Below are 23,025 nucleotides of genomic sequence, written 5' to 3'. Positions count from 1 at the left end.
GTGTTCGCTTACTTAATTTCTTGGCCCACGGCGTTTGCGTACTCGCGCACAGGCTCAAAGTTCTTGTCGTCACCTTTGACATAACCTACATGCGTGTAAATATCTTTGATGATTTGAGCACCATCCGTATCATTCGTGATATCGATAAATGCTTGGCTGATCTTGTCTCTCCAGCTTTGGTCCATATCGTTACGAACACTTACCGTATCGTTAGGGATCTTCGCTGTGAAGTGAAGTACGCGCGTCTTCTCGAATATGTCCGGAACGTCTTTCGCCACTGTGTTCCGTGCGTCTTGGAAGTTAGCGACAGCATCGACTTGACCGTTCACGAGCGCCATTAGCGCTGCGTCATGACCTTTAATCGTAACCCCTTGAACATCCTTGTCTGGGTCTATTCCAGCTTGTTTCAATTCAGCGGCTGGGAAAACATATCCGGCGGACGAAGTTACGTTCTGCCAACCTATTTTTTTACCTTTCAAGTCAGCGAGTGTCTTGATTGGAGAATCTTTCATCACAACGATCATTGCTTTATAGAAATCAACTTTCTCCGTCGTCGGTTGACCTGTTGCATCCTCTACACCGAAACGCTGTGCTTGGAGCAGAAGATCTACCGCTTTCTTATTATCGTGTGCCAGGACATAGGCGTTTGGAGGCAGGAAGCCGACATCGACTTGCTTCGAAGCCATGGCCTCGACGATTGTATTGTAGTCAGGTGAGACAGAGACATGAACCGGAATGCCAAGGCGGTCGCCGAGCAATTTCTCCAGCGGCTTCGTCTTCGCTTCAAGCGTATCGGCATTTTGTGATGGGACGAACTGTACGTTAAGTTCTTTTGGAACGTAGGCCGTGCTTGCTGCTGCACTTGAGGAATCGGCATTCACAGTCGTTTCGCTGCTTGCATTTTTGGATCCACATGCGGCAAGGCCTGTCACCAGGATAATCGTCATGCAGATGGTCATTGCTTTTTTGAACATGTTCAAGTTCCCCTCCAGAATTCATATATATTCTATTAGCATCTATCAGATGGATACATCTGACATTAAGGATCGTAACACAGGCGAAAGAGACAAGGGTTAACTTGAATGGGTATTTGTGTAAAATGAAAATGAAAAATGGATAAGATTGTTATCGGACTGTAAGATGTGAATTCCATGTAAATTACAAGCGGTGAAAAACAAGTTATAGTAGGGATAATACGATGCAATGACGGAGTGCTAGAGAGGGGAATGACGAAGCGAATGAACAATATAATATGTAAGGAGCCGTTGATTACGCTGCGAATTTTGGAGACAACAGACGTGCATGCGAACCTGATGGATTATGACTATTACAGAGATGTCCCAGCCCCTGAGCTTGGTCTCGTACGGACGGCTATGTTGGTGCATCAGGCTCGGGCTGAAGTTTCCAATACTTTGCTTGTTGATAATGGGGATTTGATTCAAGGCACGCCGCTCGGTACTTATTTTGCGAAAATCAATCATGAAATTGAACAGCGTTCGATACATCCTGTCTATTCCGTGATGAATGCGATGGGATATGATGCGGCGACATTTGGCAACCATGAGTTTAATTATGGACTGGATTATTTGGAACAAGTGGTTGGTGACGCTGATTTTCCTTATGTCAATGCCAACGTATACGTTGGCGAAGGGACAGAACGTATCAACAAATTCCAGCCCTACGTCTTGCTGAAAAAACCTTGTATCGATCAACATGGTACGATCCATGAACTTATGATCGGAGTGATCGGTCTTGTTACACCGCAAATTATGGAATGGGACAAGGCGAATTTGGAAGGGAAAGTAACGGCAGACGATATCGTCAAGACGGCAGTGGATTTCGTGCCGAGGATGCGATCGGAGGGGGCTGATGTTGTCGTCGTTTTAGCACATACAGGCTTTGATGGAGCGGATACGGGGGAACAGGGTGCGGAGAATACGGTGCTGTCGCTTAGTCACGTCCCTGGAATCGATGCCATCACGTTCTCACATACACATAAGGTGTTCCCGACGAGAGATTTACAGTCATTAGACATTTCGTTCAAGGATGCACAGGGAAATCCTTTGCCTGATATTGATCATGTGAAAGGGACCATTCATGGCGTAGCGGCAGTACAGGCCGGTTATGGCGGGGCAGAATTAGGTGTCATTGATTTGACCCTTGCTTGGCACGAGGGCAGGTGGACGGTCGTAGATTCACAATCTCATAACAAATCGATTTATGACAGGAAAACAGGTGAGCCGCTCGTATACCCTGATTCACGTTTGGTAGAATGCATTGCGTCAGCGCATCAAGCAACGGTAGACTATGCGAACGCGCCGATCGGGATGACGAGTGAACCGATCTATAGTTATTTTGCGTTTGTACAAGATGATCCATCGATTCAAATGGTGACGAACGCGCAGACGTGGTATGCCAAACGTTATATCGAGACACATCGACCGCAGGACAGGCACGTGCCGATTCTATCGGTTGGCTCGCCTTTTAAGGCTGGGAGGAACGGGCCTTCCGAATACACCGATATCGACGCAGGTCCGATTGCGATTAAGAGTGCTAGTGATTTGTACTTGTATGACAACCTGCTAAAGGCCGTCAAAGTCAAAGGAGCAGTAGTTCGGGAATGGTTGGAAATGTCAGCAGGTGCTTATAACCAAATTGATCCTTCGAATCCAGAGGAGCAACCGCTGCTTAACCCATTGTTCTCCGTCTATAACTTCGATATTATCGACGGCGTAACCTATGAGATTGACGTGACCCAACCAGCCAAATACAATCCAGACGGTACAATCAACGACGCGAATGCCTGTAGAATTGTCAATTTGAAGGTGAACGGCGTACCGCTTGAACTGAATGATGATTTCATTGTGGTCTCGAATAACTATCGGGTTTATGGCGGTGGCAATTTCCCAGGCATTCTAGGCGCAGAGGTGGTCATCGATTCCGCAGATGAGAATAAGCAAGTGCTGATGGATTATTTGCTTCAAGAGAGACATCTCGATCCTACTGCAGATCACAATTGGCGAATTGCCTCCATTGAAGCTCCAGTGAAAGTTACGTTTAGAAGCGCACCGGCCGCGGTGAAGTACTTGGATGACATACCTCGTATTCAATATACGGGAAGGCTCGATGACCAAGGGTTTGGTACTTATACGCTTGATTTACGCTGATCAACATAGAAGACCTTAGACATAGTCTAGGGTCTTTGTTGCTGCTCATCCTATCGTGAGGATTCCGATTAGGATGAAGATCGATCCGACAAGTATCATAATAAATCCTAAGAACCTAGAGATAGACAGATACGTATCGCTTGGTTCGGAATCGCTATGCACCATCCAGCGTTCTTTCGGTCGCCATCCGATGGATGGATAGACATATCGGAGTATGCCAATCGCAAGAAAGACGATGCCGATAAAAATGATCATTACGCTACTCTCCTCCATTTTTGTACATTATTTGCATAAAAAAATCCACTCATCTATGGTAAACTAGGAATAGATTTCCTTCCAAATACTAGAATATCATCCGGTTTTGGTAGGTGAAAGTGGCAGGAATATTTTGATTGAAGTGGAGGGAGTGTGGAACTTGGAGCTTACGTATAAAACTTATGAATCAGCTGATCCAATCCCATACGATTTATTATTACTTGCAGATCCATCGATAGAAATGGTGGATGATTATTTTCGTCGCGGACATTGTGTGCTAGCTTATTGCGGAGATCGCCTTGTAGGCGAGTTCGTCCTCATTCCAACGCGACCGGCTACGGTGGAAATTGTGAATATTGCAGTCGATGAAGGTGTCCAAGGCCAAGGGTTCGGGAAAAGATTAGTGAAGCAAGCCATCCGAGAAGCCAAGCGGCTTGGTGCGAAGACCATAGAGATTGGTACGGGGAACTCAAGCGTGATGCAGTTGTATTTGTACCAGAAATGCGGCTTTCGGATTGTGGGTGTTGATGTGGATTTCTTCGTACGACATTACGAGGAAGCGATTGAGGAGAATGGCATTCCGTGTCGTGATATGATCCGGCTTGCTATGGATATCCATCATGAACAGGCAAGTCATTGATCTAAGAAGGTGGGGATGCAGATGATCGAATGTCCGTGGTGCCATGAAGAAGTTACGATCATGGAAGATGCCCAGCGTGCAAGAAGAAGCTGCATGAGATTTCAGACGGAGATTTTGAAGAGCTTCAGGATCCTTTGATGCTAGATGAGGACGAGGAAGAGGAATTCGAAGAATGCAGTGTCGTGGATATGATCGAAGATCGCTTCAAATGCGCCAAGTGCAAGGGTACCGCTTGTAGTACGAAGGAAGTCGCCATGACAGGAACAGGACTTAGTAAATTGTTCGATATTGAACACCATCACTTTCTATTTGTCTCCTGTCTGGCATGTGGATTTGTTGAGATCTATGATCCAGACGTGCTTGAAGGCCATAAGACAGGACAGCTCAGCACCGTCATGGATATTCTATTCGGCGGGTAATAGTAACAATAGGGGTGAGAGAGGATGAGAAATATGGACAGACAAGTGAACTTTCAGTACAAGCTCTTTTCTATCATTATTGGGATATCTTTTCTCATCTATCTAGCAGGGTATGCTTTGATGCTGTCCGTCATTCGGGTTCTGGACATTACAATATCTTGGGGATCTCTAGGTATCGTCATTTTGCCTGGGATCGTCTGGTTCATTCTCTTACGGTATTGTTGGGATAGAGTTGATACCAGACGCTGGGGGAGGAGAATGATTAGCGGAAGTGCTGTACTAGTTATGCTGATTACGCTTGTACAGCTTGCATCCAATGAATATTATTCCCATTTCAACGCTGCGCGGTGGCTGAGTGATCCAGAAAGTCGGGTTCGTATGGTGTCTGATTTATTAAGCACACGCGATCTTAAGGGGCTGAAGCGACACGAGGTCGAGGAAGTGCTCGGGGCACCGACGGTTTCAACGTATCGTGACCAATCCACTCAACTAACGTATCGCCTTGGATTAGAACGAAGTGTTTTCAGTTTGGATCGTTCTTGGTTACTGCTCGACATGGAGCAAGATTGTGTTATCGATGTTCGAATAACAACAGGTTAAGTATGCAGAAAAGGGGGGCGTTCCTTGCAGAATAGGCCGCAAGTGATCTTCGATGTCGCAGGTGTACTCATCTCGAACTTCTCCCCGCAGTTCTGGGATGAGATTGTTACCTATGCCGAGGAGCGTTCAGCGACGGAATTGCGTAGGCAATTCAAGTCAGAGCTCCGACAGGATTTGTGGAGCGGGGCTGTTCCGGATACGGCGTTCTTCACGTGGATCTCGGCCCAAATCCCCGCTGTACACGCCCAAGAAGTGGAACGTATCCTTTATTCTCATCTCGTACCGTTGCCCGCCATGGAACGTCTATCACGATGGAGCCAGTCGGCAGATCTTCATCTCCTCACGAATCATCGCACAGAGTGGATTACTCCTCTACTACACCCCGTTCAACGCTACATCACCAGTATGACCGTTTCGAGTGAGACGGGGTACTGCAAGCCAGATCAACGTATTTTTCAAAGTGTTCAAGAGAAGCTTAGGAGAGGATCTATTCTTTATGTGGATGACCAGCAGAAGAACTTCGCACCTGCTGTAGCCTTAGGTTGGCGTACCTTATTAGCCGACGAGACAGGCAATTGGCTGGCATGTGTGGACGAACTGCTATTATAGATTACCATGTCCAGGAGCTGCTAGTGTATTAGAAAGGGAGGGATGCGTGTTGAAAATCGCATTTGTGTTGTTTGATGGTGTAACGTTTTTAGATTTTGTTGGATTCTATGATGTGATTTATAATTTGAATCAATTCGAATCATCCAAGGGCGTCACCTGGGATATTTGCGGACTGACAGAAGAAATTACGGATGAACTCGGAATGAAGGTGATAGTCCAGAAAATTCGGCCGCATCTAGCAGACTATGATATGGTGTTCATACCCGGCGGGTTAGGGACGCGCAAACTTCGCTTCGATGAGACATTCGTGAGTTGGCTGCGCGAAGCGCAAGATGTGAAATATAAAGTATCGGTATGTACGGGATCGTTACTTTGGGGAGCAGCAGGCGTCCTGCAGGGCAAAAAAGCAACAACGCATCCAAGAGCATACGATCTGTTAACGGAGTATTGTGATGTCATTCAGGAGCGAATTGTCCGAGATGGCAACGTCATTACTGGTGGCGGAGTAGCGACATCAATTGATCTGGGTTTATACATCATAGAATGGTTAGCAGGGGTAGACGCGATGCACGAAGTAAAGCAGCAATTGGATTATCCGTATGTGTCGCCGAAGGTGGTCGAGTTCATTTGAAGCCAATGATATCCGATGCAGAGCTCATAAAGATTCAAGCGAGGACCCTCTATCGATTGAATGCAGAGGAGAGGATAACGGGAATAAATGAAGGTGACTTTTCCGGGGCGCCGCTGTTGTTCATAGGAAAAACGCAGGATAGCATTCAGCCTTACTATCATGAAGAAATGTCTGAATCGTTATTAAACGAGTTAAAAGAATCGATCTGCGATCCTATCTCCATCAGCCAGCTCTGCCGTATCATTGAACAGTATCATCCCATTCAGAACATCTGGATGGGGCCTGCCTATGTTTACACGGGGCATTTTACCCCTTGGTTGGAAGAAGATCAACGTATCGTACAGATTACGCAGCACAATAGCTTATTACTAGGAACGTATTTCGCAGAGCTGCAGGATGTGATTGAAGCCAAAAGCCCAGTCTTCGGATACGTGGTAGAAGGCCAAGCCGTCTCTGTCTGCTGTAGTGCGAGGACTTCGGAGGCGGCGTCAGAGGCAAGTCTTTATACAGCCGAGCCGTATCGTGGCAAAGGATATGCGGCACGCGTCGTCTCTCGGTGGTGTGAGCATCTTCATGCGCAAGGACGAATTGCGCTCTATAGTACATCATGGGATAATATCGGTTCACAGCGTATTGCGCAGAAGTGTAATCTCGTTTTATACGGGGCTGATTTTAGTATTTATATGTAATGGCTATCTGCTGCCGATATTTTCACTATTGATCTTATGAATTCATTTATGTCATGATTGGAAGGATGGATATAGATAAGTCAACATTGGAAACGGAGAATCGGTACGTGAAGAAGTTTAAGAAATTTTATATAGAGATTACGAGCATATGCAATTTGGCATGCACATTCTGCCCACAGACAGGCCGCAAGGCGAATTTTATCAAGGTGGACGCGTTCACGAATATACTTGATCAGATCAAACCTCATGCAGAGTATATTTATTTCCATGTCAAAGGCGAGCCCCTCCTTCATCCGAAAGTCGATGAGCTGCTCGATATTAGCGCGGAGAAAGGGTTTAAAGTCAATATTACATCCAATGGGACGCTGCTCCATAAGAACAAGGAGAAGCTGCTTGGCAAGCCTGCGCTGCGGCAGATGAATTTCTCGCTGCACAGCTTCGATGGGCATGAAGGCTCAACAGATAAAGAAGGCTATGTGAAAATGGTGCTTGACTTCGTCAAAGAGGCACTGGAGAAGACGGAAATTATATTCTCGCTGCGGCTCTGGAATCTGGATGAAGATAACCAGACGAATCTGGAGCGCAGCCGGAACCGTGAGATTTTGTCCTTGATTGAACAAGAATTCAATTTGGATTATCGCATTGAAGAGCAGTTCAAACGCGGCAGCGGGTTGAAAATTGCCGACCGTGTCTATATTAATATGGATCATGAATTCCAATGGCCAAGCCTTCAAGCACCTGAAATTGAGGGTCCGGGTTTCTGTCATGGGCTGCGCAATCAAGCCGGGATTCTCGTCGATGGCACGGTGATACCTTGTTGTCTGGATGGGGAGGGTGTCATTAATCTGGGGAATGTGAACCAGACGAACTTCTCCGAGATTATCGAGAGTGATCGAGCAAATCGCATGGTTGATGGATTCTCGCGTCGCGAAGTTGTCGAGGAATTATGTCGGAAATGTGGGTATCGACAACGGTTTGGCACATAGGTAGAGCAGTGGAATAATGAATCGTTAGGAGTTGAGATGCAGGTGACCTTAACTTTAGAAGAAGTGATGGACAAGCTTGAAGCCATGGGCACAGAACAGACGAAGAAAACCTTCCTTCGCCATGGTGCGCAGGAACCGCTGTTTGGGGTTCGGATTGGCGATATGAAGAAGCTCGTTAAGGACGTGAAGAAGGATCAAGCATTAGCCAAAGCCCTTTATGATACAGGTAATGCAGACGCAATGTATTTGGCAGGGCTGACCGTAAACCCTAAGACGGTGACAAAAGACATGCTGCAGCAATGGGTGAAGCAAGCGTATTGGTATACGCCCGCGGAATATACAGTTGCGAATATTGCGGCGGAGAGTCAGTATGCGCTTGAACTGGCACGAGAGTGGATGAAGTCTCCGTCCGAGATGATCGCGACCTGCGGCTGGAGCACCTATGCGAATCATGTAATGATTACGGCAGATGTGCAGCTCGACATGGCAGAGATTCGCGAGCTGCTGCAGCAGATTGCGAAATCGATCCATACAGAGCGGAATCGGGTCCGTTACACGATGAACAGCTTCGTCATTTCCGTTGGTGCATCAGTGAAAGAGCTTCATGAAGACGCGATGCGCGTTGCAGAACAAATCGGCCCCGTTCGAGTGGATATGGGCCAGACGGCATGTAAAGTTCCGCTTGCTACGGAGTATATGAACAAGATCGCTGCAAGAGGAAGTCTTGGTATGAAGAAAAAAACATGTATATGTTAGAACCTCAATAGAATAGGCAAGTCTTCAAGAAGTCGCTGCTCGGGATGTCGTACGGGAGGGGCTTTTTGTGCTAGGAAGAAGTCTTCAAAATTTCTTTAGATTTTGCTCTCTCAGAACTTCAGATTTGGTCGATACACTTAGTCTTACTTAGAGAGGGAGTGTATAGCGATGAATTGGGCCGAGGATAAGTGGTTATTCCTGCAGAAGTTTATGGTGAACCCGAGAGAGATTGGGAGCATTACGCCGAGCTCCAAATTTCTAGCGTGCAGCATGTTGAATGAGGTGGATTGGGAATCTACGCATTGTATTGGTGAGCTGGGTTCGGGTACTGGAGCGATTACGGCGCATTTGGCTGAGATCGTGGCTCAGAAGAAGAACGTGCCAGAAGACATGAAAGTATTTTTGTTCGAGAAAGACAAGGTCATGCGAAATCGTCTGGCTGCAGCGTATCCGCGATTTCAAGTTGCTGAGGATGCATTAGATTTGCGAGTAGAAGCACGACATCATCATCTTCAAGCCTATGATTGTATCCTGAGTGGACTGCCATTCTTCAACTTCAGCCCATTGCTGCGCAACCAGCTCATGGACGAAATATATCGGTCGTTAAGACCCGGGGGACAGTTCATCGCCTTTCAATATTCCTTGCAAATGAAGCAGGAGCTGAGTCGATATTTTGAAATTGAGAAGATCAAGTTCGTGGCTTTGAATATCCCGCCTGCTTGTATATATGTCTGTCGTAAAAAAAGGACTGCGGACAATGAACGTTGATCAATTGCTGCTTTGGATCGAACAGTTCGGTTATGCCGCATTATTCTTTGCCTTATGGCTCGGGATTGTCGGGCTTCCGATCCCCGATGAAGTAATTGTCATGACTGGTGGAGCCGTTAGTCAGTCGGGCTTGCTGCATGCGTTCCCTGCGTTTATGTTGACATACATCGGTGTGATTACCGGTCTATCGATCGGATATGTGCTTGGGCGATATTGCGGACCCTTGATCTTGGAAAGGCTGCGTAACCAGAAACGGCTAAGACGATCAGTCGAGAGAGCAGAGCGGCTGGTCAGCAGCTATGGCGGGTATGCATTGCTGATTAGTTATTTTATCCCCGGGGTTCGTCATATCTTACCTTATCTGGTAGGAATGCATCAGATGTCTTATCGCAAGTACGCAGTATTCTCTGCGACTGCGGGACTGCTCTGGACTGGCGTTTATTTTATCGTAGGGCTGAAGGCCAGCTATTATATTCAATCGTAAAGGAGGTGGGCTGTTATGCCGACCGTGTTGGTAGTGGATGATGATCCGGATATCCGTGATGTCATTCATGTCTATCTTCGAAATGAAGGTTATCAGGTGATCGAAGCGGCAGATGGGGTGGCAGCACTCGATATACTACGTAGTGAACGGGTCCACCTGATGATTCTCGATGTGATGATGCCCCGAATGGATGGCATTCTTACTTGTATGAAGATAAGAGAGGCATCTGGGATTCCGATTATTATGTTATCGGCTAAAGATGCGGACCTCGATAAAATCACTGGTCTCACCTCGGGTGCTGATGATTATATGATCAAGCCATTCAACCCATTAGAGCTTCTCGCTCGAGTCAAAGCGCAATTTCGCCGGTTGACTCTCTCGAATTCAGCGTTAAATAGCGACGAAGTTATTCAAATGCAGGATCTTACCATAGATCGTGTGCAGCACCAAGTCATCGTTAGAGGGCAGGTCGTAAGTCTGACGCCGATTGAATTCTCGATTCTGGAATTACTTGCAAGTCATCGCGGTCAGGTATTTAATGTGGATCGGATCTATACACTCGTCTGGAAGGAAGTAACCGGGTTCTCGGATAACACCGTGATGGTGCATATCCGCAATCTTCGCGAGAAAATTGAAGTGAACCCCCGAAGCCCCGTATATATCAAAACCGTATGGGGGGTTGGTTATAAAATTGATCAATAAACTCTGGGATCGTGTCAGCGGCAAGAAGAGCATCCGTGTCGCAATACTGTGGCGTTTTGTGATTAGTATCATCATCTTGTTTATGTTTTTTTCTTTGTATGAGTTTTTCACGCAAATACTACCCTTGAAAGGAAAAGGATTCCTAGTGGTATTGGATCCAATCATTTTTTTCAGCGGGCTAATGATCATTTTCTTCACGATGACAAGGCCCATTGTTCGTTATGTGCTTCAGATGGCCGAGGGTTTGAAGACGATATCTCAAGGGGACTTGAACTATCGCGTACCCGTCCTCCGTGAAGATGAGTTAGGGACCGTTGCGCAGCGTATTAATGAGATGGCTGAGGCGCTGCTACAGCAGCAGAACAAAGAGCGTGAGCTGGAGAAATCGAAAATGGACCTCATTACCGGGATTTCTCACGATCTTCGCACACCATTAACAAGCATTATCGGGTATTTAGGATTGATTCGTAACAAATCGTACCAGAATGAAGAAGAGCATGAACGATTCGTTCAGAATACGTATAAAAAAGCGACGCAACTTCAGAGCTTGGTTGAGGATTTATTCGAATACACGCGATTAACCTCGCATGATGTCACGGTGAACAAATTACCGATGGATGTCAGGGAAATGTTGGAGCAGCTGCTAACGGAATTTGAACCGATTGCGGAAGAATATCAGGTCGAAATATGCTGGTCCTTGGGCAGCCACCCAGAATACATTGTTGCAGATCCAGAGAAAATCATTCGTGCGTTGGATAATCTGCTGATCAATGCGCTGAAGTTCTCGCGAAGACCCGGAGTCATACAGACGACGCTCCATGTGGAGCCTTCAAACGTATTAATTACGATTGAGAACGATGGGCCGCCGCTGACAATCGAGCAAGAGCAGCACATCTTCGATCGATTCTATAAAGCGGATCATGCGAGAAGTATGAACGCTATTCAATCCGGTTCGGGACTTGGACTATCGATCGCGAGAAACATTGCCCTGCTGCATAGCGGCGACATTACATTACGGCACAACGAGGGACATTTTGCATTTACAATTCAGCTTCCGCGAGCCCAGATTTCGGATGCATCAGTTTTCGTAGTTTAATTTCGGTATTAGACTCTGGTGCGGGCGTGTAAATGCTGCACTTCAAATCTTGTGTGCCTTGAACTTGCAAAGAGGTGAGATGGAACAGCATCTTGCCTGCTTTGGCATGTCTAAATTCAATGACGACATCGGGTGCAGAACTGACTTGGCTCTGATTCCAGAGCTGTTCGAATTCAGGGTACGCGGTTTGCATGTCACGTAGAAACTGTTCATACCAAGGATCATCCACATATTGACCATAATACGTCCGGAAAATCGATAAGAATCCGTTCACGAACTCGGACCAATTCCCAGCAAGGCTCTTGAATTCTTTACGTGCGAATAACAATTGAATCAGATTTCGCTCTTCGCGTGGAATCTGTTGGAAGTCTATGAATACATGCGCGGCCGCGATATTCCAGCCAACGATTTGGAAGCGGCGATCCGAGATGATCGTCGGGCAATAAGTTAATTCTTGCAGAATGTGCTGCAAGGAAGGGCTGATCTCCGGTTGTTCTGCGGTCATAGGTATCTGCGGGTTGCCTGAATCGAGTGCGAGAGAAAATAGATATTTGCGTTCATCGCTTGTTAATTGAAGGGCATTCGCGACACAATCGAGGACCGAAGCAGACACTTTAATATCTCGGCCTTGCTCCAGCCAGGTGTACCATGTGGTGCTGACACCAGCCAGTTGAGCGACTTCCTCTCTTCGAAGTCCGGGTGTTCTGCGGCGTGTGCCGAGCGGTAATCCGAGCGCATCCGGTTGAACTTTCGCTCGTTGTTTGGTCAAAAATTCGGATAGGGCCTGCAGTCGTGTACGATGGTTCATTGAACGTTCCGCCTTTCTAATGGTTTCCATTAACATAGTACCTGGTACTTATTATACTAGGATAAACAACAACTTGTAATATGATAATTCCTGTGCAAAAATAGCGTCAATACTACAGAATCCAAGGAGGCTCTCAACATGGAAAGAGTCGTAATTACAGGGATGGGCGCAATCTCGCCGCTAGGGAATGATATCGACACCTTATGGGATGCGATGGTTCAAGGGAAGTCTGGTATTTCGCATATTCAATCATTTGATACAGTAAGACATAAAGCGAAAATCGCTGGTGAAGTTAGAGGTTTTGATGCGGAGGCACAGTTTGGGCGCAAAGAAGCGAGACGAATGGATCGATTCTGCCAATTCGCCGTTGCTGCCGCAGATCAAGCGGTCGAACAAGCTGGGCTTCAAATGGATCAAATTGACCATGAGCGGTTCGGCGTATATGTCGGCTCAGGGATCGGTGGGATTCAGACCTTATTACAACAAGACGGCGTATTGCAAGAACGAGGACCTGAACGTGTAAGTCCAACGCTAGTGCCGATGATGATCTCGAATATGGCCGCGGCGCTCATCAGTATGAAATATCAAGCGTTAGGGTCGACATTGTCGCCTGTGACAGCTTGTTCCATAGGAAATACAGCGATAGGGGAAGCCTTTCGCACGATTCGATCGGGTGAAGCGGATGTGATCCTGGCAGGTGGTGCAGAGGCAGCAATAACGGAAATATCGTTAGCTAGCTTCGGGAATGCGACAGCCTTATCTACGCGGAATGATACGCCCGAACAAGCAAGCCGGCCGTTCGATCAAGGTCGGGATGGATTCGTGATGGGAGAGGGCGCAGGAATCTTAGTGCTCGAATCACTTACGCATGCACAGAGCCGTAATGCGACGATCTACGGTGAGGTAATCGGTTATGGTGCAACCTCAGATGCGTATCATATGGTTGCGACACATCCCGAAGGGTTAGGAGCTTCGCGGGCGATGTCGAAGGCGCTAAGCGACGCAGGAATTACGCCAGATCAGGTCGATGTGATTAGTGCACATGCGACGAGCACTGAAATTGGAGATATCTCCGAGACCGCTGCGATTAAGCGTGTATTCGGCGAGGCTGCATACCGCATCCCTGTGACGGCGAACAAATCGATGCTCGGTCATTTGCTTGGCGCGTCAGGCGGGGTCGAAGCCATTGCTCTCGTGAAGACACTCATGGAGGGGGTCATTCCTCCAACGATTAACTTGGACCAACCAGACCCAGCCTGTGACTTGGATTACGTCCCGAACGTCGCGCGTCAAGCGGATGTACAGATCGGCATGTCGAACTCCTTCGGATTTGGCGGACATAACGCTGTGATTCTCTTGCAAAAATACGAACCGTTATTGAAATGACGTTGATCCATATATTGACAGGCATATGAAGACAACGTAACATCGGGAATAAGCAGTGATTACATTGTCGGAAGGATGATCGATATGCCTTTAATAGACTTACCATTGAAGCAATTGTACGAATATAAAGGAACCAATCCACGACCCGATGATTTTGACGCATATTGGGAGCGTGCCCTGACGGAACTGCACGCAACTGAACTGGAAACCGAGCTCGTGCAGAGCCAATTCCAGACGCCGGGCGCCGAATGTTTTGACTTGTATTTCAATGGCGTGCGAGGTGCCCGCATCCATGCGAAGTATCTTCGCCCTAGGCAGGGGGCAGGTAAGCACCCGGTGGTTCTCCAATTTCATGGATATTCCGGGAATGCCGGGGATTGGACCGATAAGCTTGCGCTCGTATCACTCGGTTACTCCGTGCTTGCCATGGATGTGCGCGGTCAAGGGGGATTATCCGAAGATATCGGCGGCGTGAAAGGGAATACGCTCAATGGGCATATTATTCGCGGTTTAGACGATCATCCAGACAATTTATTTTTCCGGCATATTTACCTGGACACCGCACAGCTCGCACGCATTGCCTTGAATTTGCCGGAATGCGATCCGGAGCAATTGTTCGCTTGCGGCGGATCGCAAGGCGGAGCATTGACCATCGCATGCGCGGCGCTGGAACCGCGTGTGAAGAAATTGGCTCCGATGTATCCATTCTTATGCGATTATAAGCGGGTCTGGGAGATGGATTTGGCGAAGGATGCCTATGAGGAGCTTCGGAGATATTTCCGAATGTTTGATCCTCAGCATGAGCGGGAGTCGGAGATATTTACGAAGCTGGGGTACATTGATATTCAGTATCTGGCCGATCGGATCCAAGGGGAAGTCATGATGGGCGTAGGACTCGCTGATACGATTTGCCCGCCTTCCACGCAATTCGCAGCGTACAACAAAATAAAATCGAAGAAACGTGTAGAGATATTCCCGGATTTCGGGCATGAATATTTACCGGGATTCTGGGATAAGTCCATCCAGTTCTTTATTGGGTGATACTGATCTACGCTATCTAGGCATAAAGAAGCCCCTATCGCATACGAGATGCGATAGGGGCTTCGTATTACCCTAGGACGACGCGATCGTCTGAGAGCGCCTGTCCGCTGATTAATTCGAATTCGCCAAGCAATTGCGGGACGGTGAGCGTCTTCTTCCGTTCTTCACTTACGTCCATGATGATCCGCCCCTTATCCATCATGATCAATCGATTGCCAAGTCTAATCGCTTGATCCATATTGTGCGTCACCATGAGCGTCGTGAGCTGCATGTCGCGTACGATGTTCTCCGTTAATGTCGTAATCAGCTCGGCACGAGACGGATCAAGTGCTGCTGTATGCTCGTCGAGCAGCAAGATTTGCGGCTTCGTGAACGTCGCCATTAATAGGCTTAACGCTTGACGCTCACCGCCGGACAGCAACCCGACTTTGGCGCGCAAGCGATTCTCCAGGCCGATCCCAAGACGCTGGAGTTGCTCATAAAAGAATTCACGCTTCTTCTTATTTACTCCGAATGACAATCCGCGAGATTTACCTCGTGTATACGCAATTGCAAGATTTTCTTCAATCGTCATACGAGGGGCTGTTCCAGCCATCGGGTCCTGGAATACACGGCCGATCCAGCGGCTGCGGCGGTATTCTGGAAGATGAGCAACAGCTGTACCGTCGATTCGTACGTCACCGTAGTCTGGGGTCATCACGCCTGAGATAATATTCATGAGCGTGGATTTACCTGCACCATTACTGCCAATGACGGTAACAAAGTCACCTGGGTTCAACTGCAGCTGGATATTCGTTAGTGCAATTTTCTCATCCGGTGTTCCGGGATTAAACATCTTGGAGACGTTAGAAATTTGAAGCATTGCGTGTAACCCCTTCCTGCTTGGCTGCGATGGATGATAATTCAGCTGCGCGTCTCTTGGCAATATTCTTCTGCCGCACAGAGCGTTGGAAGGATGGCAAGAAGAGAGCGACAATAACAATAACCGCTGTAATTAGCTTCAAGTCCGAAGCATCGAGCCATTCCACACGGAGGGCGAAGGCGACGACAATCCGGTAGACAATAGAGCCCAGGATCGCGGCGAGTGTCGCCCAGAATACCGTTCTTGCACCGAAGATCGCTTCCCCGATAATCACCGATGCAAGGCCGATGACGATCATTCCCACGCCCATTGAAATATCCGCGAAGCCGGATTGCTGCGCAATCAAGGCGCCGGATAATGCGACTAATCCATTGGAAATGCTGAGGCCCAGAATCGTCGTATTGTCGGTGTGAGCACCGAAACTGCGGATCATGCGTGCGTTATCGCCTGTTGCTCGAAGAGCAAGGCCGAGATCTGTATGCAGGAAGTAGTCCAGTAACAGCTTCACAACAATGACAACGATAGGCATCAAGATCAATGGATGGATTCCAGTGAATAGCGTGTCCGATCCAAGCAAGGAAATGTTCGGTCGGCCCATAATGCGCATATTGATGGAGTAGAGGGCAATCATCATGAGAATACCGGATAACAATCCGTTAATTTTCCCTTTCGTATGAAGCAGCCCAGTACATGCACCAGCGAGCATCCCGCCAATCAGCGCTACGATGGTTGCCAAGATCGGCGAATATCCATGTGAGACCATGACCGCTGCAATCGCGCCTCCCGTTGCGAAGCTACCGTCTACGGTTAGATCGGGGAAATCGAGAATACGGAACGTGATGTACACGCCAACAGCCATTAAAGCATATAGAAGACCAAGTTCTATCGCTCCGATTAACGAATCTACCATACATACAACCTCCTAAGTTAGTTAGAAAAAAGAGTGAACTCGCTTGAAGTTCACTCCACTGGAAAGTTCATTATTGAATAATATTTTTTTCAGCGTCTTGTACGGCTTTTTTCATGTCATCCGTTACGGTAATACCTTGTGCAGCTGCGGATTTCAAGTTCAGAATCAGATCGAGCTTCTCTTGCATGGATACCTTCATCTCGCCTGGTTTTTTGCCGTTCTTCAGAATGTCGACCGCCATTTGACCTGCTTGGTAACCATGGTCGAAATATTTGAAGCCAACTGTAGCGAATGCGCCTTTCTCAACCGTATCGCGATCGCTAGAGAAGAAAGGAAGCTTCTTGTCATTTGCTACTTGAATAATACCGTCTACTCCGCTTACAACCATATTATCGAGCGTAATATAGAACGCATCGACGCGGCCGATTAACGATTCAGCAGCTTGTTTCACTTCCGATGTATTGGTCACAGCCGCTTTGACGAGTCCGATATTGTGTTTCTTGAATTCTTCTTCTGCCTTCTTCGCCATGACGACGGCATTCGGCTCACCTTCATTGATGACGAGCCCGATGTTCTTGATATTCGGGAAATTGCTTGCAATGAAATCGGCGAGCTTCGTCGTTGCTTCCGGATTCGTATCCGAAGCCCCTGTAATATTGCCTCCCGGCTGATCCAGATTGCTTACGATTTTCGCGCTAAGCGGATCTGTCACTGCAGCAAATACAACGGGAACGTCTTTCACTTGCTGCGCAACAGCGAGTGCTGATGGTGTAGCAATCGCGAAGACGAGGTCGTTCTTGCCACCGGCAATTTTTTGAGCGATGGACAAGTTGTTCGTGTTATCGCCCTGTGCATTGTTGTAATCAATTTTCAAATTCGTGCCCTCGACGATTCCTGCGTCTTTCAGCGCTGCGATGAAGCCTTCGCGTGTTGCGTCGAGCGATGGATGCTCAACAATCTGCGAGATCGCAATCGTATAAGACTTTCCGTCGCTAGCAGCGCCTTCCGAAGTCGTACTTCCGCTGCCTGGCGTATCACTCGCAGTCTTCTGACCGCAAGCGGCAAGAGCGATAAGGAGAGTGGACATGATGAGTAGCAAGCTTAGCTTTTTCTTCATTTCAATTACCCCTTTTCTATTTTTGTCTCATTAACGCTTTTACCCTTTTACTCCATAAAGTAATAGAGCAAAAAAAATCAAAAATCTGACATTGGTAAATAATATTATTCATAGTTTAATGGGCGTTAACAAATCCGTCAAACATTTATTTTTGCATAGATATTCGGGGCGCTGTATAAGAATCTATCGACAAAAATATATATTAGAAGGAACTAGATTTTTATCGTATAATAGAAGATATTTCCTAATTTATTCAATTTAAGTGAAAGGTTGTGTCCATGTGAAGTTTAGTGAGTATCGTTATGAACGACCTGATGTTGCCCAAATTGAAGAGCAATTCAAAGCTCTAATCCAAGAATTTAATGAGGCAACATCCATGGAAGCCCAAGATGCGTTAATCGGCAAAATCAACAAGCTTCGCAGTGATGTGAGTACCCAATTCGAGCTCGTGATGATTCGCCATTCGATCGATACGAATGATGAATTCTATAAAGCAGAGCAAGATTTCATCGATGAGACGGGTCCCGTCATTCAAGAATACATAACCGATTATTACCGTGCACTTGTGAATTCGAAGTTTCGTGAAGGCTTGGAAGCGAAATGGGGCCGCCAGTTATTCCAGCTAGCAGAATTGTCGCTGAAGACCTTCCATCCAGATATTATTGAAGATCTGCAAGCAGAGAACAAGTTAGGTACGGAATATTCGAAGTTGATTGCTGCCGCTCGCATTCCTTTCGAAGGGGAAGAGCGTACGCTGTCGCAATTGGCGCCTTTCGGACTCTCGACGGATCGCGACATGCGCCGCAGAGCCTCTGAAGCGAAGTATGAATACTTTGCCGAACATGAAGCAGAATTTGACCGTATTTATGATGAGATGGTGAAGCTCAGAACCAAAATGGCGCATAAGCTGGGTTTCAACAACTATGTAGAAATGGCTTATGCGAACTTGAGCCGTACGGATTATAATGCCGAAATGGTCGCTAACTTCCGCAAGCAAGTGCAAGAGAAGATCGTACCCGTTGCAATGAAATTGAAAGAACGTCAACGCAACCGGATCGGCGTGGATAGCTTACACTATTATGATGATAAATTCAGCTTCAAATCTGGCAATGCGACGCCGAAGGGTGATCCTGAATGGATTATTCAGAATGGCGCGAAGATGTATGCAGAATTGTCGCCAGAGACGGATGAGTTCTTCCAATTCATGATGGATAAAGATTTGATGGATCTTGTTGCGAAGAAGGGAAAACAAAGCGGAGGGTATTGCACATATATTAGCGGTTACCGTTCACCGTATATTTTCTCCAACTTCAACGGAACCTCGCATGATATCGATGTGTTAACACACGAGGTAGGTCATGCGTTCCAAGTATTCGAAAGCCGTGATTATGAGACGCCGGAATACGCGTTCCCAACCTATGAAGCATGTGAAATCCATTCGATGAGCATGGAGTTCTTCTGCTGGCCTTGGATGGAATATTTCTTCAAGGAAGATACGGATAAATACCGATTCAATCACTTGGCAGAAGCCTTGCTCTTCATACCGTATGGGGTATCGGTGGACGAATTCCAGCATTTCGTCTATGAGAATCCAAATGCGACACCAGCGGAGCGTAAACAGGCTTGGCGCGACATTGAACGCAAATATTTGCCGCATCGCCAGTATGAAGATCAAGCGTACCTGGAGCGCGGTGGATTCTGGCACCAGCAAGGTCATATCTTCCGTTCACCGTTCTACTATATCGACTATACCTTAGCACAAATCTGTGCATTCCAATTCTGGAAGAAGATGCACGAGAACCGTGAACAAGCATGGTCGGATTACTTGCACCTCTGTAAGCAAGGGGGCAGCAAATCGTTCCTTGAGCTTGTGAAGGAAGCGAAGCTCATCTCTCCATTCGAGGATGGATGCGTTGCATCGGTCATCGACGTGATCGAGAATTGGTTGAACTCGGTGGATGATACTGCACTGTAAGTGGTGCGTACGTATTCAAAAAAAATAGCATATGCAGATCGGGAGCCTGTGGAAGCAAGCTGAGAGTATGACTAATCCGTCGTAGACCGTTTGAACCTGTTGGGTAATGCCAGCGTAGGAAGTGAACATGTGTACTTAAGAACACTATGCCTCCCGCATAGTGTTTTTTAAGATCGTGTCCGGCGCTCACGTCTCTTCGATTGAGGAGAGAGGTGAGCTCTAGTCTCGAATCTTACTGCGTTATTGCCCTTGTCTCCTGATCTGATAAGCATGAAAGGTTGGGGCGATACATGAACGAACCATATACTACAACACATTCCATAGCAAAAGCATTAACGATCGCGGGCTCGGACAGTGGCGGGGGGGCTGGCATACAGGCAGACCTCAAGACCTTCCAAGAGCTACAGGTGTATGGTATGACAGCCATAACGGCCATAACGGCACAGAATACGCTGGGGGTTCAAGCCGTATATCCGATGTCTCCCGAAGCTGTGCACCAGCAAATTGAGTCTGTCGCCACCGACATGGGTGTGGATGCAGTCAAGACCGGCATGTTGTTTAGCTCAGAGATCATTCGGGGGGTTGCGGAGCAGGTCCGGAGATTTGGTTGGGAGCGCGTCGTCGTGGACCCAGTGATGATTGCAAAAGGTGGCTCTGCGCTCCTGATGACCGAAGCAATCCGTTCGCTTCGAGAGGAGCTGATTCCAATATCCTTTGTCATTACACCCAATATCCCAGAAGCTGAAGTATTAACAGGTCTATCCATTCGCAATATGGAGCAGCGAAAAGAAGCTTGTAAAGCTTTGATCCATATGGGCACGCGTCATGTCATTCTAAAGGGCGGTCATGATGAAATGAGCGGCGAACAGGTCGTGGACCTCTTCTACGATGGCACGCAGTTCATAGAGATCGCAAGTCACCGTGTGAATACACGCCACACCCATGGAACAGGATGTACCTTTGCAGCGGCTCTAACCGCTGAACTTGCCAAAGGGACAGACATTTTGCATGCCGTATCCATCGCTAAATTTTTCATTCAAGCCGCGATTGTTCACTCCCTTGGCATTGGCAATGGCCATGGACCTACGAATCATTTCGCGTTCAGAGAGTTGGTGAGGGCATGAGAGCAGATGTGCAGCGTATTCGGAATTGGATGAAGTTGTATCTGGTTATGGGCAGCTCGAATTGTAAGTTGAACCCGTTAGACGTCGTGGATCAAGCGATTGCAGGGGGCATTACATTGTTTCAGTTGCGGGAAAAAGGCCCGAATTCGTTAGCAGGCGAGGCTAGAGATCGTTTTGCGCGACAAGTTCAGAGCAGATGTCAGCGGCACGGGATCCCATTCATCATCAATGATGATATCGAATGGGCCGTGGCATTACAGGCCGATGGCGTCCATATTGGTCAAGAGGATGCCCCGCTGCATGAAGTTCGTGAGCGGCTTAGCGACAGAATCATTGGGGTATCCGTGCATAACCTCGAAGAAGCAGAGCGAGCAATCGATGAGGGGGCGGATTATCTTGGGATCGGTCCGATCTATGCAACATCAACGAAGCTGGATGCCCAGGCCGTACAAGGAACGACGTTGATTAGCGAGCTGCGTGCCCGAGGCATAACGATTCCGATCGTCGGTATCGGCGGGATCACGGCGGATCGGGCAGATGCAGTCCTGCAAGCCGGAGCCGATGGGGTTGCTGTGGTATCAGCCATCACGATGGCGGAAAATGTTCGCGTGGAGACGTCGAGGTTAAGGCAGACTGTGCTGCGGAACAATCTTACCTACTAATCTTCTCTTGACCACCTCCCGTAAGTGATATAATGGATAAATATGTTTTTTTGGGGAGGTGAACCGTATTTTATTACGAAATCGAACATTTATGATTCTGATGTTGGGTGAGGTTATTGCAGGCACAGGCATCTGGGTTAGTGTAATCGCGAATCTGCAATTTATGCAGCACTTGGTGCCCTCGGATTTTGGGAAAAGCTTAATTCTAATGGTCGGCCTATTTTTAGGGGTTCTGATCTCTCCTCAAGCCGGCGTATGGGTCGACAAGTACGACAAACGTAAAATTTTGTTATTTACAAGCATATTTCGATGCTTCGCACCGATCTCTATGTTTGCAGCGCTGCATTTCCAATCCATTGCATTCATGTTGATCTCGGTCGTCATCATGCAGCTTGCAGCTACGGTGTATATGCCAGCGGTTCAAGCCTCATTGCCTGCGATTGTACCGAAGAATGAACTGCTCAAAGCGAACAGCCTTTACTTCAATATTACGACCATCGCGCGTATTGGAGGTACTGCACTTGCTGGTGTTATGGTGCTCGTGTTTGATTTGTTTACGCTCTATCTGATGTCGCTCATTTTCTATGTGGTGCTCGTCATATTGAATCCTTTGCTTCACATCCCGCGGCTTGAAGGATCCGCAGCTCGCAAACGCGAGAAGATGAAGTTTAAGGAAATTTTTCCGATGATTCGCCAGGAACCTGCTATCCTAATCACGCTGATGAATGCTGGAGTACTGACATTATTCCTAGGTGGATTTAATCTCCTCGTATTGAAATTCAGCACGATTCAGCATTCACCCGATTTGATGGGCTGGATCTATACCGTGGAAGGCACGAGTATTCTACTGATTAGTTTGTTAGCCAAAAGACTGATGGGTACGCGGAATTTGATGTTCTATTCGAATCTCTTTATGTTCCTATTCGCTCTAGCATTTATTGGATTGTCTTTTAGCGAGAGTCGATTCGCCGTATTGGGCTCATTTGCACTGTTCGGATGCGCTGTCGCCTTTTTCTTCCCGATGATCTCGACGATTTTCCAGATCAAAATCCCTCAAGAAGCGCAGGGACGATTTTTCTCTTTTCGCGGGATGTTAGACCGGATCATGTTCCAAGTCGCGCTGCTCGCAACAGGCGCATGTCTGGACTGGTTCGGCATTTCAACGTATATGATTAGCCTCGCGATTCTTACGGTGTTGAGCGGGATATGTGCACTTGCCATGAGTAGTCAGCGTTCGATTGATATCCGTCATGATTCGGAGCCGAGCACGATAAAGGCTTAACGCTATTGCATAAGATTCGTATGGACTCCAAAGATCAGAGGATGTTTGGGGTCCTT

General features: G+C 47.4%; 25 protein-coding genes. 19 read left to right on the top strand and 6 right to left on the bottom strand.

Annotated features, from left to right (window positions below):
* Positions 1-8 precede the first annotated feature (8 nt).
* Positions 9-974 (bottom strand): phosphate/phosphite/phosphonate ABC transporter substrate-binding protein, encoded by a 966-nt coding sequence (locus ACFQZR_RS18845; protein WP_379348542.1) that lies wholly within the window; start codon positions 972-974, stop codon positions 9-11.
* 264 nt (positions 975-1,238) lie between these two features.
* Between ACFQZR_RS18845 and ACFQZR_RS18840 the strand changes: the two genes are divergently transcribed.
* Positions 1,239-3,167, top strand: coding sequence for a bifunctional 2',3'-cyclic-nucleotide 2'-phosphodiesterase/3'-nucleotidase (locus ACFQZR_RS18840; RefSeq protein WP_379348540.1), 1,929 nt, complete (start codon positions 1,239-1,241; stop codon positions 3,165-3,167).
* 45 nt (positions 3,168-3,212) lie between these two features.
* Here the strand turns inward: ACFQZR_RS18840 and ACFQZR_RS18835 are convergent, their stop codons facing one another.
* Positions 3,213-3,422 (bottom strand): DUF6199 family natural product biosynthesis protein, encoded by a 210-nt coding sequence (locus ACFQZR_RS18835; RefSeq protein WP_379348538.1) that lies wholly within the window; start codon positions 3,420-3,422, stop codon positions 3,213-3,215.
* A gap of 160 nt (positions 3,423-3,582) precedes the next feature.
* Here ACFQZR_RS18835 and ACFQZR_RS18830 point away from each other — a divergent pair, with 160 nt between their 5' ends.
* From ACFQZR_RS18830 to ACFQZR_RS18775, 12 genes are all read left to right on the top strand, one after another.
* The gene (locus ACFQZR_RS18830) at positions 3,583-4,062 is read left to right on the top strand and encodes a GNAT family N-acetyltransferase (protein WP_379348923.1); all 480 of its coding nucleotides are present in this window, start codon (positions 3,583-3,585) and stop codon (positions 4,060-4,062) included.
* 137 nt (positions 4,063-4,199) lie between these two features.
* On the top strand, positions 4,200-4,481 hold the full coding sequence (locus ACFQZR_RS18825) for a zinc ribbon domain-containing protein (protein ID WP_379348921.1): 282 nt from the start codon (positions 4,200-4,202) through the stop codon (positions 4,479-4,481).
* A 24-nt stretch (positions 4,482-4,505) separates the two neighbouring features.
* Positions 4,506-5,081 (top strand): hypothetical protein, encoded by a 576-nt coding sequence (locus ACFQZR_RS18820; RefSeq protein WP_379348536.1) that lies wholly within the window; start codon positions 4,506-4,508, stop codon positions 5,079-5,081.
* Positions 5,082-5,105: 24 nt separating this feature from the next.
* Positions 5,106-5,690: an HAD family hydrolase gene (locus ACFQZR_RS18815; protein ID WP_379348534.1), complete on the top strand. Its 585-nt coding sequence runs from the start codon at positions 5,106-5,108 to the stop codon at positions 5,688-5,690.
* A gap of 49 nt (positions 5,691-5,739) precedes the next feature.
* On the top strand, positions 5,740-6,321 hold the full coding sequence (locus tag ACFQZR_RS18810; RefSeq protein WP_379348532.1) for a DJ-1/PfpI family protein: 582 nt from the start codon (positions 5,740-5,742) through the stop codon (positions 6,319-6,321).
* Positions 6,322-6,326: 5 nt separating this feature from the next.
* Positions 6,327-7,010: a GNAT family N-acetyltransferase gene (locus ACFQZR_RS18805; RefSeq protein ID WP_379348919.1), complete on the top strand. Its 684-nt coding sequence runs from the start codon at positions 6,327-6,329 to the stop codon at positions 7,008-7,010.
* Positions 7,011-7,117: 107 nt separating this feature from the next.
* On the top strand, positions 7,118-7,996 hold the full coding sequence (locus ACFQZR_RS18800) for a radical SAM/SPASM domain-containing protein (RefSeq protein WP_379348530.1): 879 nt from the start codon (positions 7,118-7,120) through the stop codon (positions 7,994-7,996).
* Between the two features lie 36 nt (positions 7,997-8,032).
* Positions 8,033-8,752, top strand: coding sequence for a DNA alkylation repair protein (locus ACFQZR_RS18795; protein ID WP_379348528.1), 720 nt, complete (start codon positions 8,033-8,035; stop codon positions 8,750-8,752).
* Between the two features lie 168 nt (positions 8,753-8,920).
* Positions 8,921-9,520 carry a class I SAM-dependent methyltransferase gene (locus ACFQZR_RS18790; protein WP_379348526.1) on the top strand — a complete coding sequence of 200 codons (600 nt, stop codon included), beginning with the start codon at positions 8,921-8,923 and terminating at the stop codon, positions 9,518-9,520.
* A complete protein-coding gene (locus tag ACFQZR_RS18785) occupies positions 9,510-10,004 on the top strand; it encodes a DedA family protein (RefSeq protein ID WP_379348524.1) in 495 nt (164 codons plus the stop codon). The genes ACFQZR_RS18790 and ACFQZR_RS18785 overlap by 11 nt, the downstream gene beginning before the upstream one ends.
* A gap of 15 nt (positions 10,005-10,019) precedes the next feature.
* Positions 10,020-10,706, top strand: a complete 687-nt coding sequence (locus ACFQZR_RS18780) for a response regulator transcription factor (protein WP_379348522.1) — start codon at positions 10,020-10,022, stop codon at positions 10,704-10,706.
* Positions 10,696-11,802 (top strand): sensor histidine kinase, encoded by a 1,107-nt coding sequence (locus ACFQZR_RS18775; protein WP_379348520.1) that lies wholly within the window; start codon positions 10,696-10,698, stop codon positions 11,800-11,802. The genes ACFQZR_RS18780 and ACFQZR_RS18775 overlap by 11 nt, the downstream gene beginning before the upstream one ends.
* On the opposite strand, the gene ACFQZR_RS18770 is transcribed toward ACFQZR_RS18775, so the two are convergent.
* A complete protein-coding gene (locus ACFQZR_RS18770) occupies positions 11,747-12,610 on the bottom strand; it encodes a helix-turn-helix transcriptional regulator (RefSeq protein WP_018755052.1) in 864 nt (287 codons plus the stop codon). The genes ACFQZR_RS18775 and ACFQZR_RS18770 overlap by 56 nt on opposite strands.
* Positions 12,611-12,748: 138 nt before the next feature.
* Here ACFQZR_RS18770 and fabF point away from each other — a divergent pair, with 138 nt between their 5' ends.
* Together fabF and ACFQZR_RS18760 are read left to right on the top strand one after the other, a co-directional pair.
* A complete protein-coding gene (gene fabF / locus ACFQZR_RS18765; protein ID WP_379348517.1) occupies positions 12,749-13,996 on the top strand; it encodes a beta-ketoacyl-ACP synthase II in 1,248 nt (415 codons plus the stop codon).
* A gap of 84 nt (positions 13,997-14,080) precedes the next feature.
* Positions 14,081-15,037: an acetylxylan esterase gene (locus ACFQZR_RS18760; RefSeq protein ID WP_379348515.1), complete on the top strand. Its 957-nt coding sequence runs from the start codon at positions 14,081-14,083 to the stop codon at positions 15,035-15,037.
* Positions 15,038-15,104: 67 nt separating this feature from the next.
* Here the strand turns inward: ACFQZR_RS18760 and ACFQZR_RS18755 are convergent, their stop codons facing one another.
* The 3 genes from ACFQZR_RS18755 to ACFQZR_RS18745 form a co-directional block, all read right to left on the bottom strand.
* Entirely contained in the window at positions 15,105-15,899 is a 795-nt protein-coding gene (locus ACFQZR_RS18755) for an ABC transporter ATP-binding protein (protein ID WP_379348513.1), read from the bottom strand.
* Positions 15,883-16,809, bottom strand: coding sequence for an ABC transporter permease (locus ACFQZR_RS18750; protein WP_018755056.1), 927 nt, complete (start codon positions 16,807-16,809; stop codon positions 15,883-15,885). Before ACFQZR_RS18750 ends, ACFQZR_RS18755 begins: the two co-directional genes overlap by 17 nt.
* 70 nt (positions 16,810-16,879) lie before the next feature.
* Complete coding sequence (locus ACFQZR_RS18745; protein WP_379348510.1) at positions 16,880-17,926, bottom strand: ABC transporter substrate binding protein; 1,047 nt, start codon at positions 17,924-17,926, stop codon at positions 16,880-16,882.
* A 280-nt stretch (positions 17,927-18,206) separates the two neighbouring features.
* On the opposite strand from ACFQZR_RS18745, the gene ACFQZR_RS18740 reads away from it, so the two are divergent.
* From ACFQZR_RS18740 to ACFQZR_RS18725, 4 genes are all read left to right on the top strand, one after another.
* A complete protein-coding gene (locus ACFQZR_RS18740; RefSeq protein ID WP_379348508.1) occupies positions 18,207-19,901 on the top strand; it encodes a M3 family oligoendopeptidase in 1,695 nt (564 codons plus the stop codon).
* 290 nt (positions 19,902-20,191) lie between these two features.
* Positions 20,192-21,025, top strand: a complete 834-nt coding sequence (gene thiD, locus ACFQZR_RS18735) for a bifunctional hydroxymethylpyrimidine kinase/phosphomethylpyrimidine kinase (protein ID WP_379348506.1) — start codon at positions 20,192-20,194, stop codon at positions 21,023-21,025.
* Positions 21,022-21,687 (top strand): thiamine phosphate synthase, encoded by a 666-nt coding sequence (gene thiE, locus ACFQZR_RS18730; RefSeq protein WP_379348504.1) that lies wholly within the window; start codon positions 21,022-21,024, stop codon positions 21,685-21,687. Before thiD ends, thiE begins: the two co-directional genes overlap by 4 nt.
* Before the next feature lie 58 nt (positions 21,688-21,745).
* Complete coding sequence (locus tag ACFQZR_RS18725) at positions 21,746-22,969, top strand: MFS transporter (RefSeq protein WP_379348502.1); 1,224 nt, start codon at positions 21,746-21,748, stop codon at positions 22,967-22,969.
* Positions 22,970-23,025: the final 56 nt, after the last annotated feature.

Origin of the sequence: Paenibacillus sp. GCM10027629 (assembly GCF_042676425.1) — a bacterium.
GTDB lineage: Bacteria > Bacillota > Bacilli > Paenibacillales > Paenibacillaceae > Paenibacillus_K > Paenibacillus_K terrigena.
Note: the sequence above shows the minus strand (reverse complement) of the source record. Positions and strands in the feature narration are given on the sequence as shown.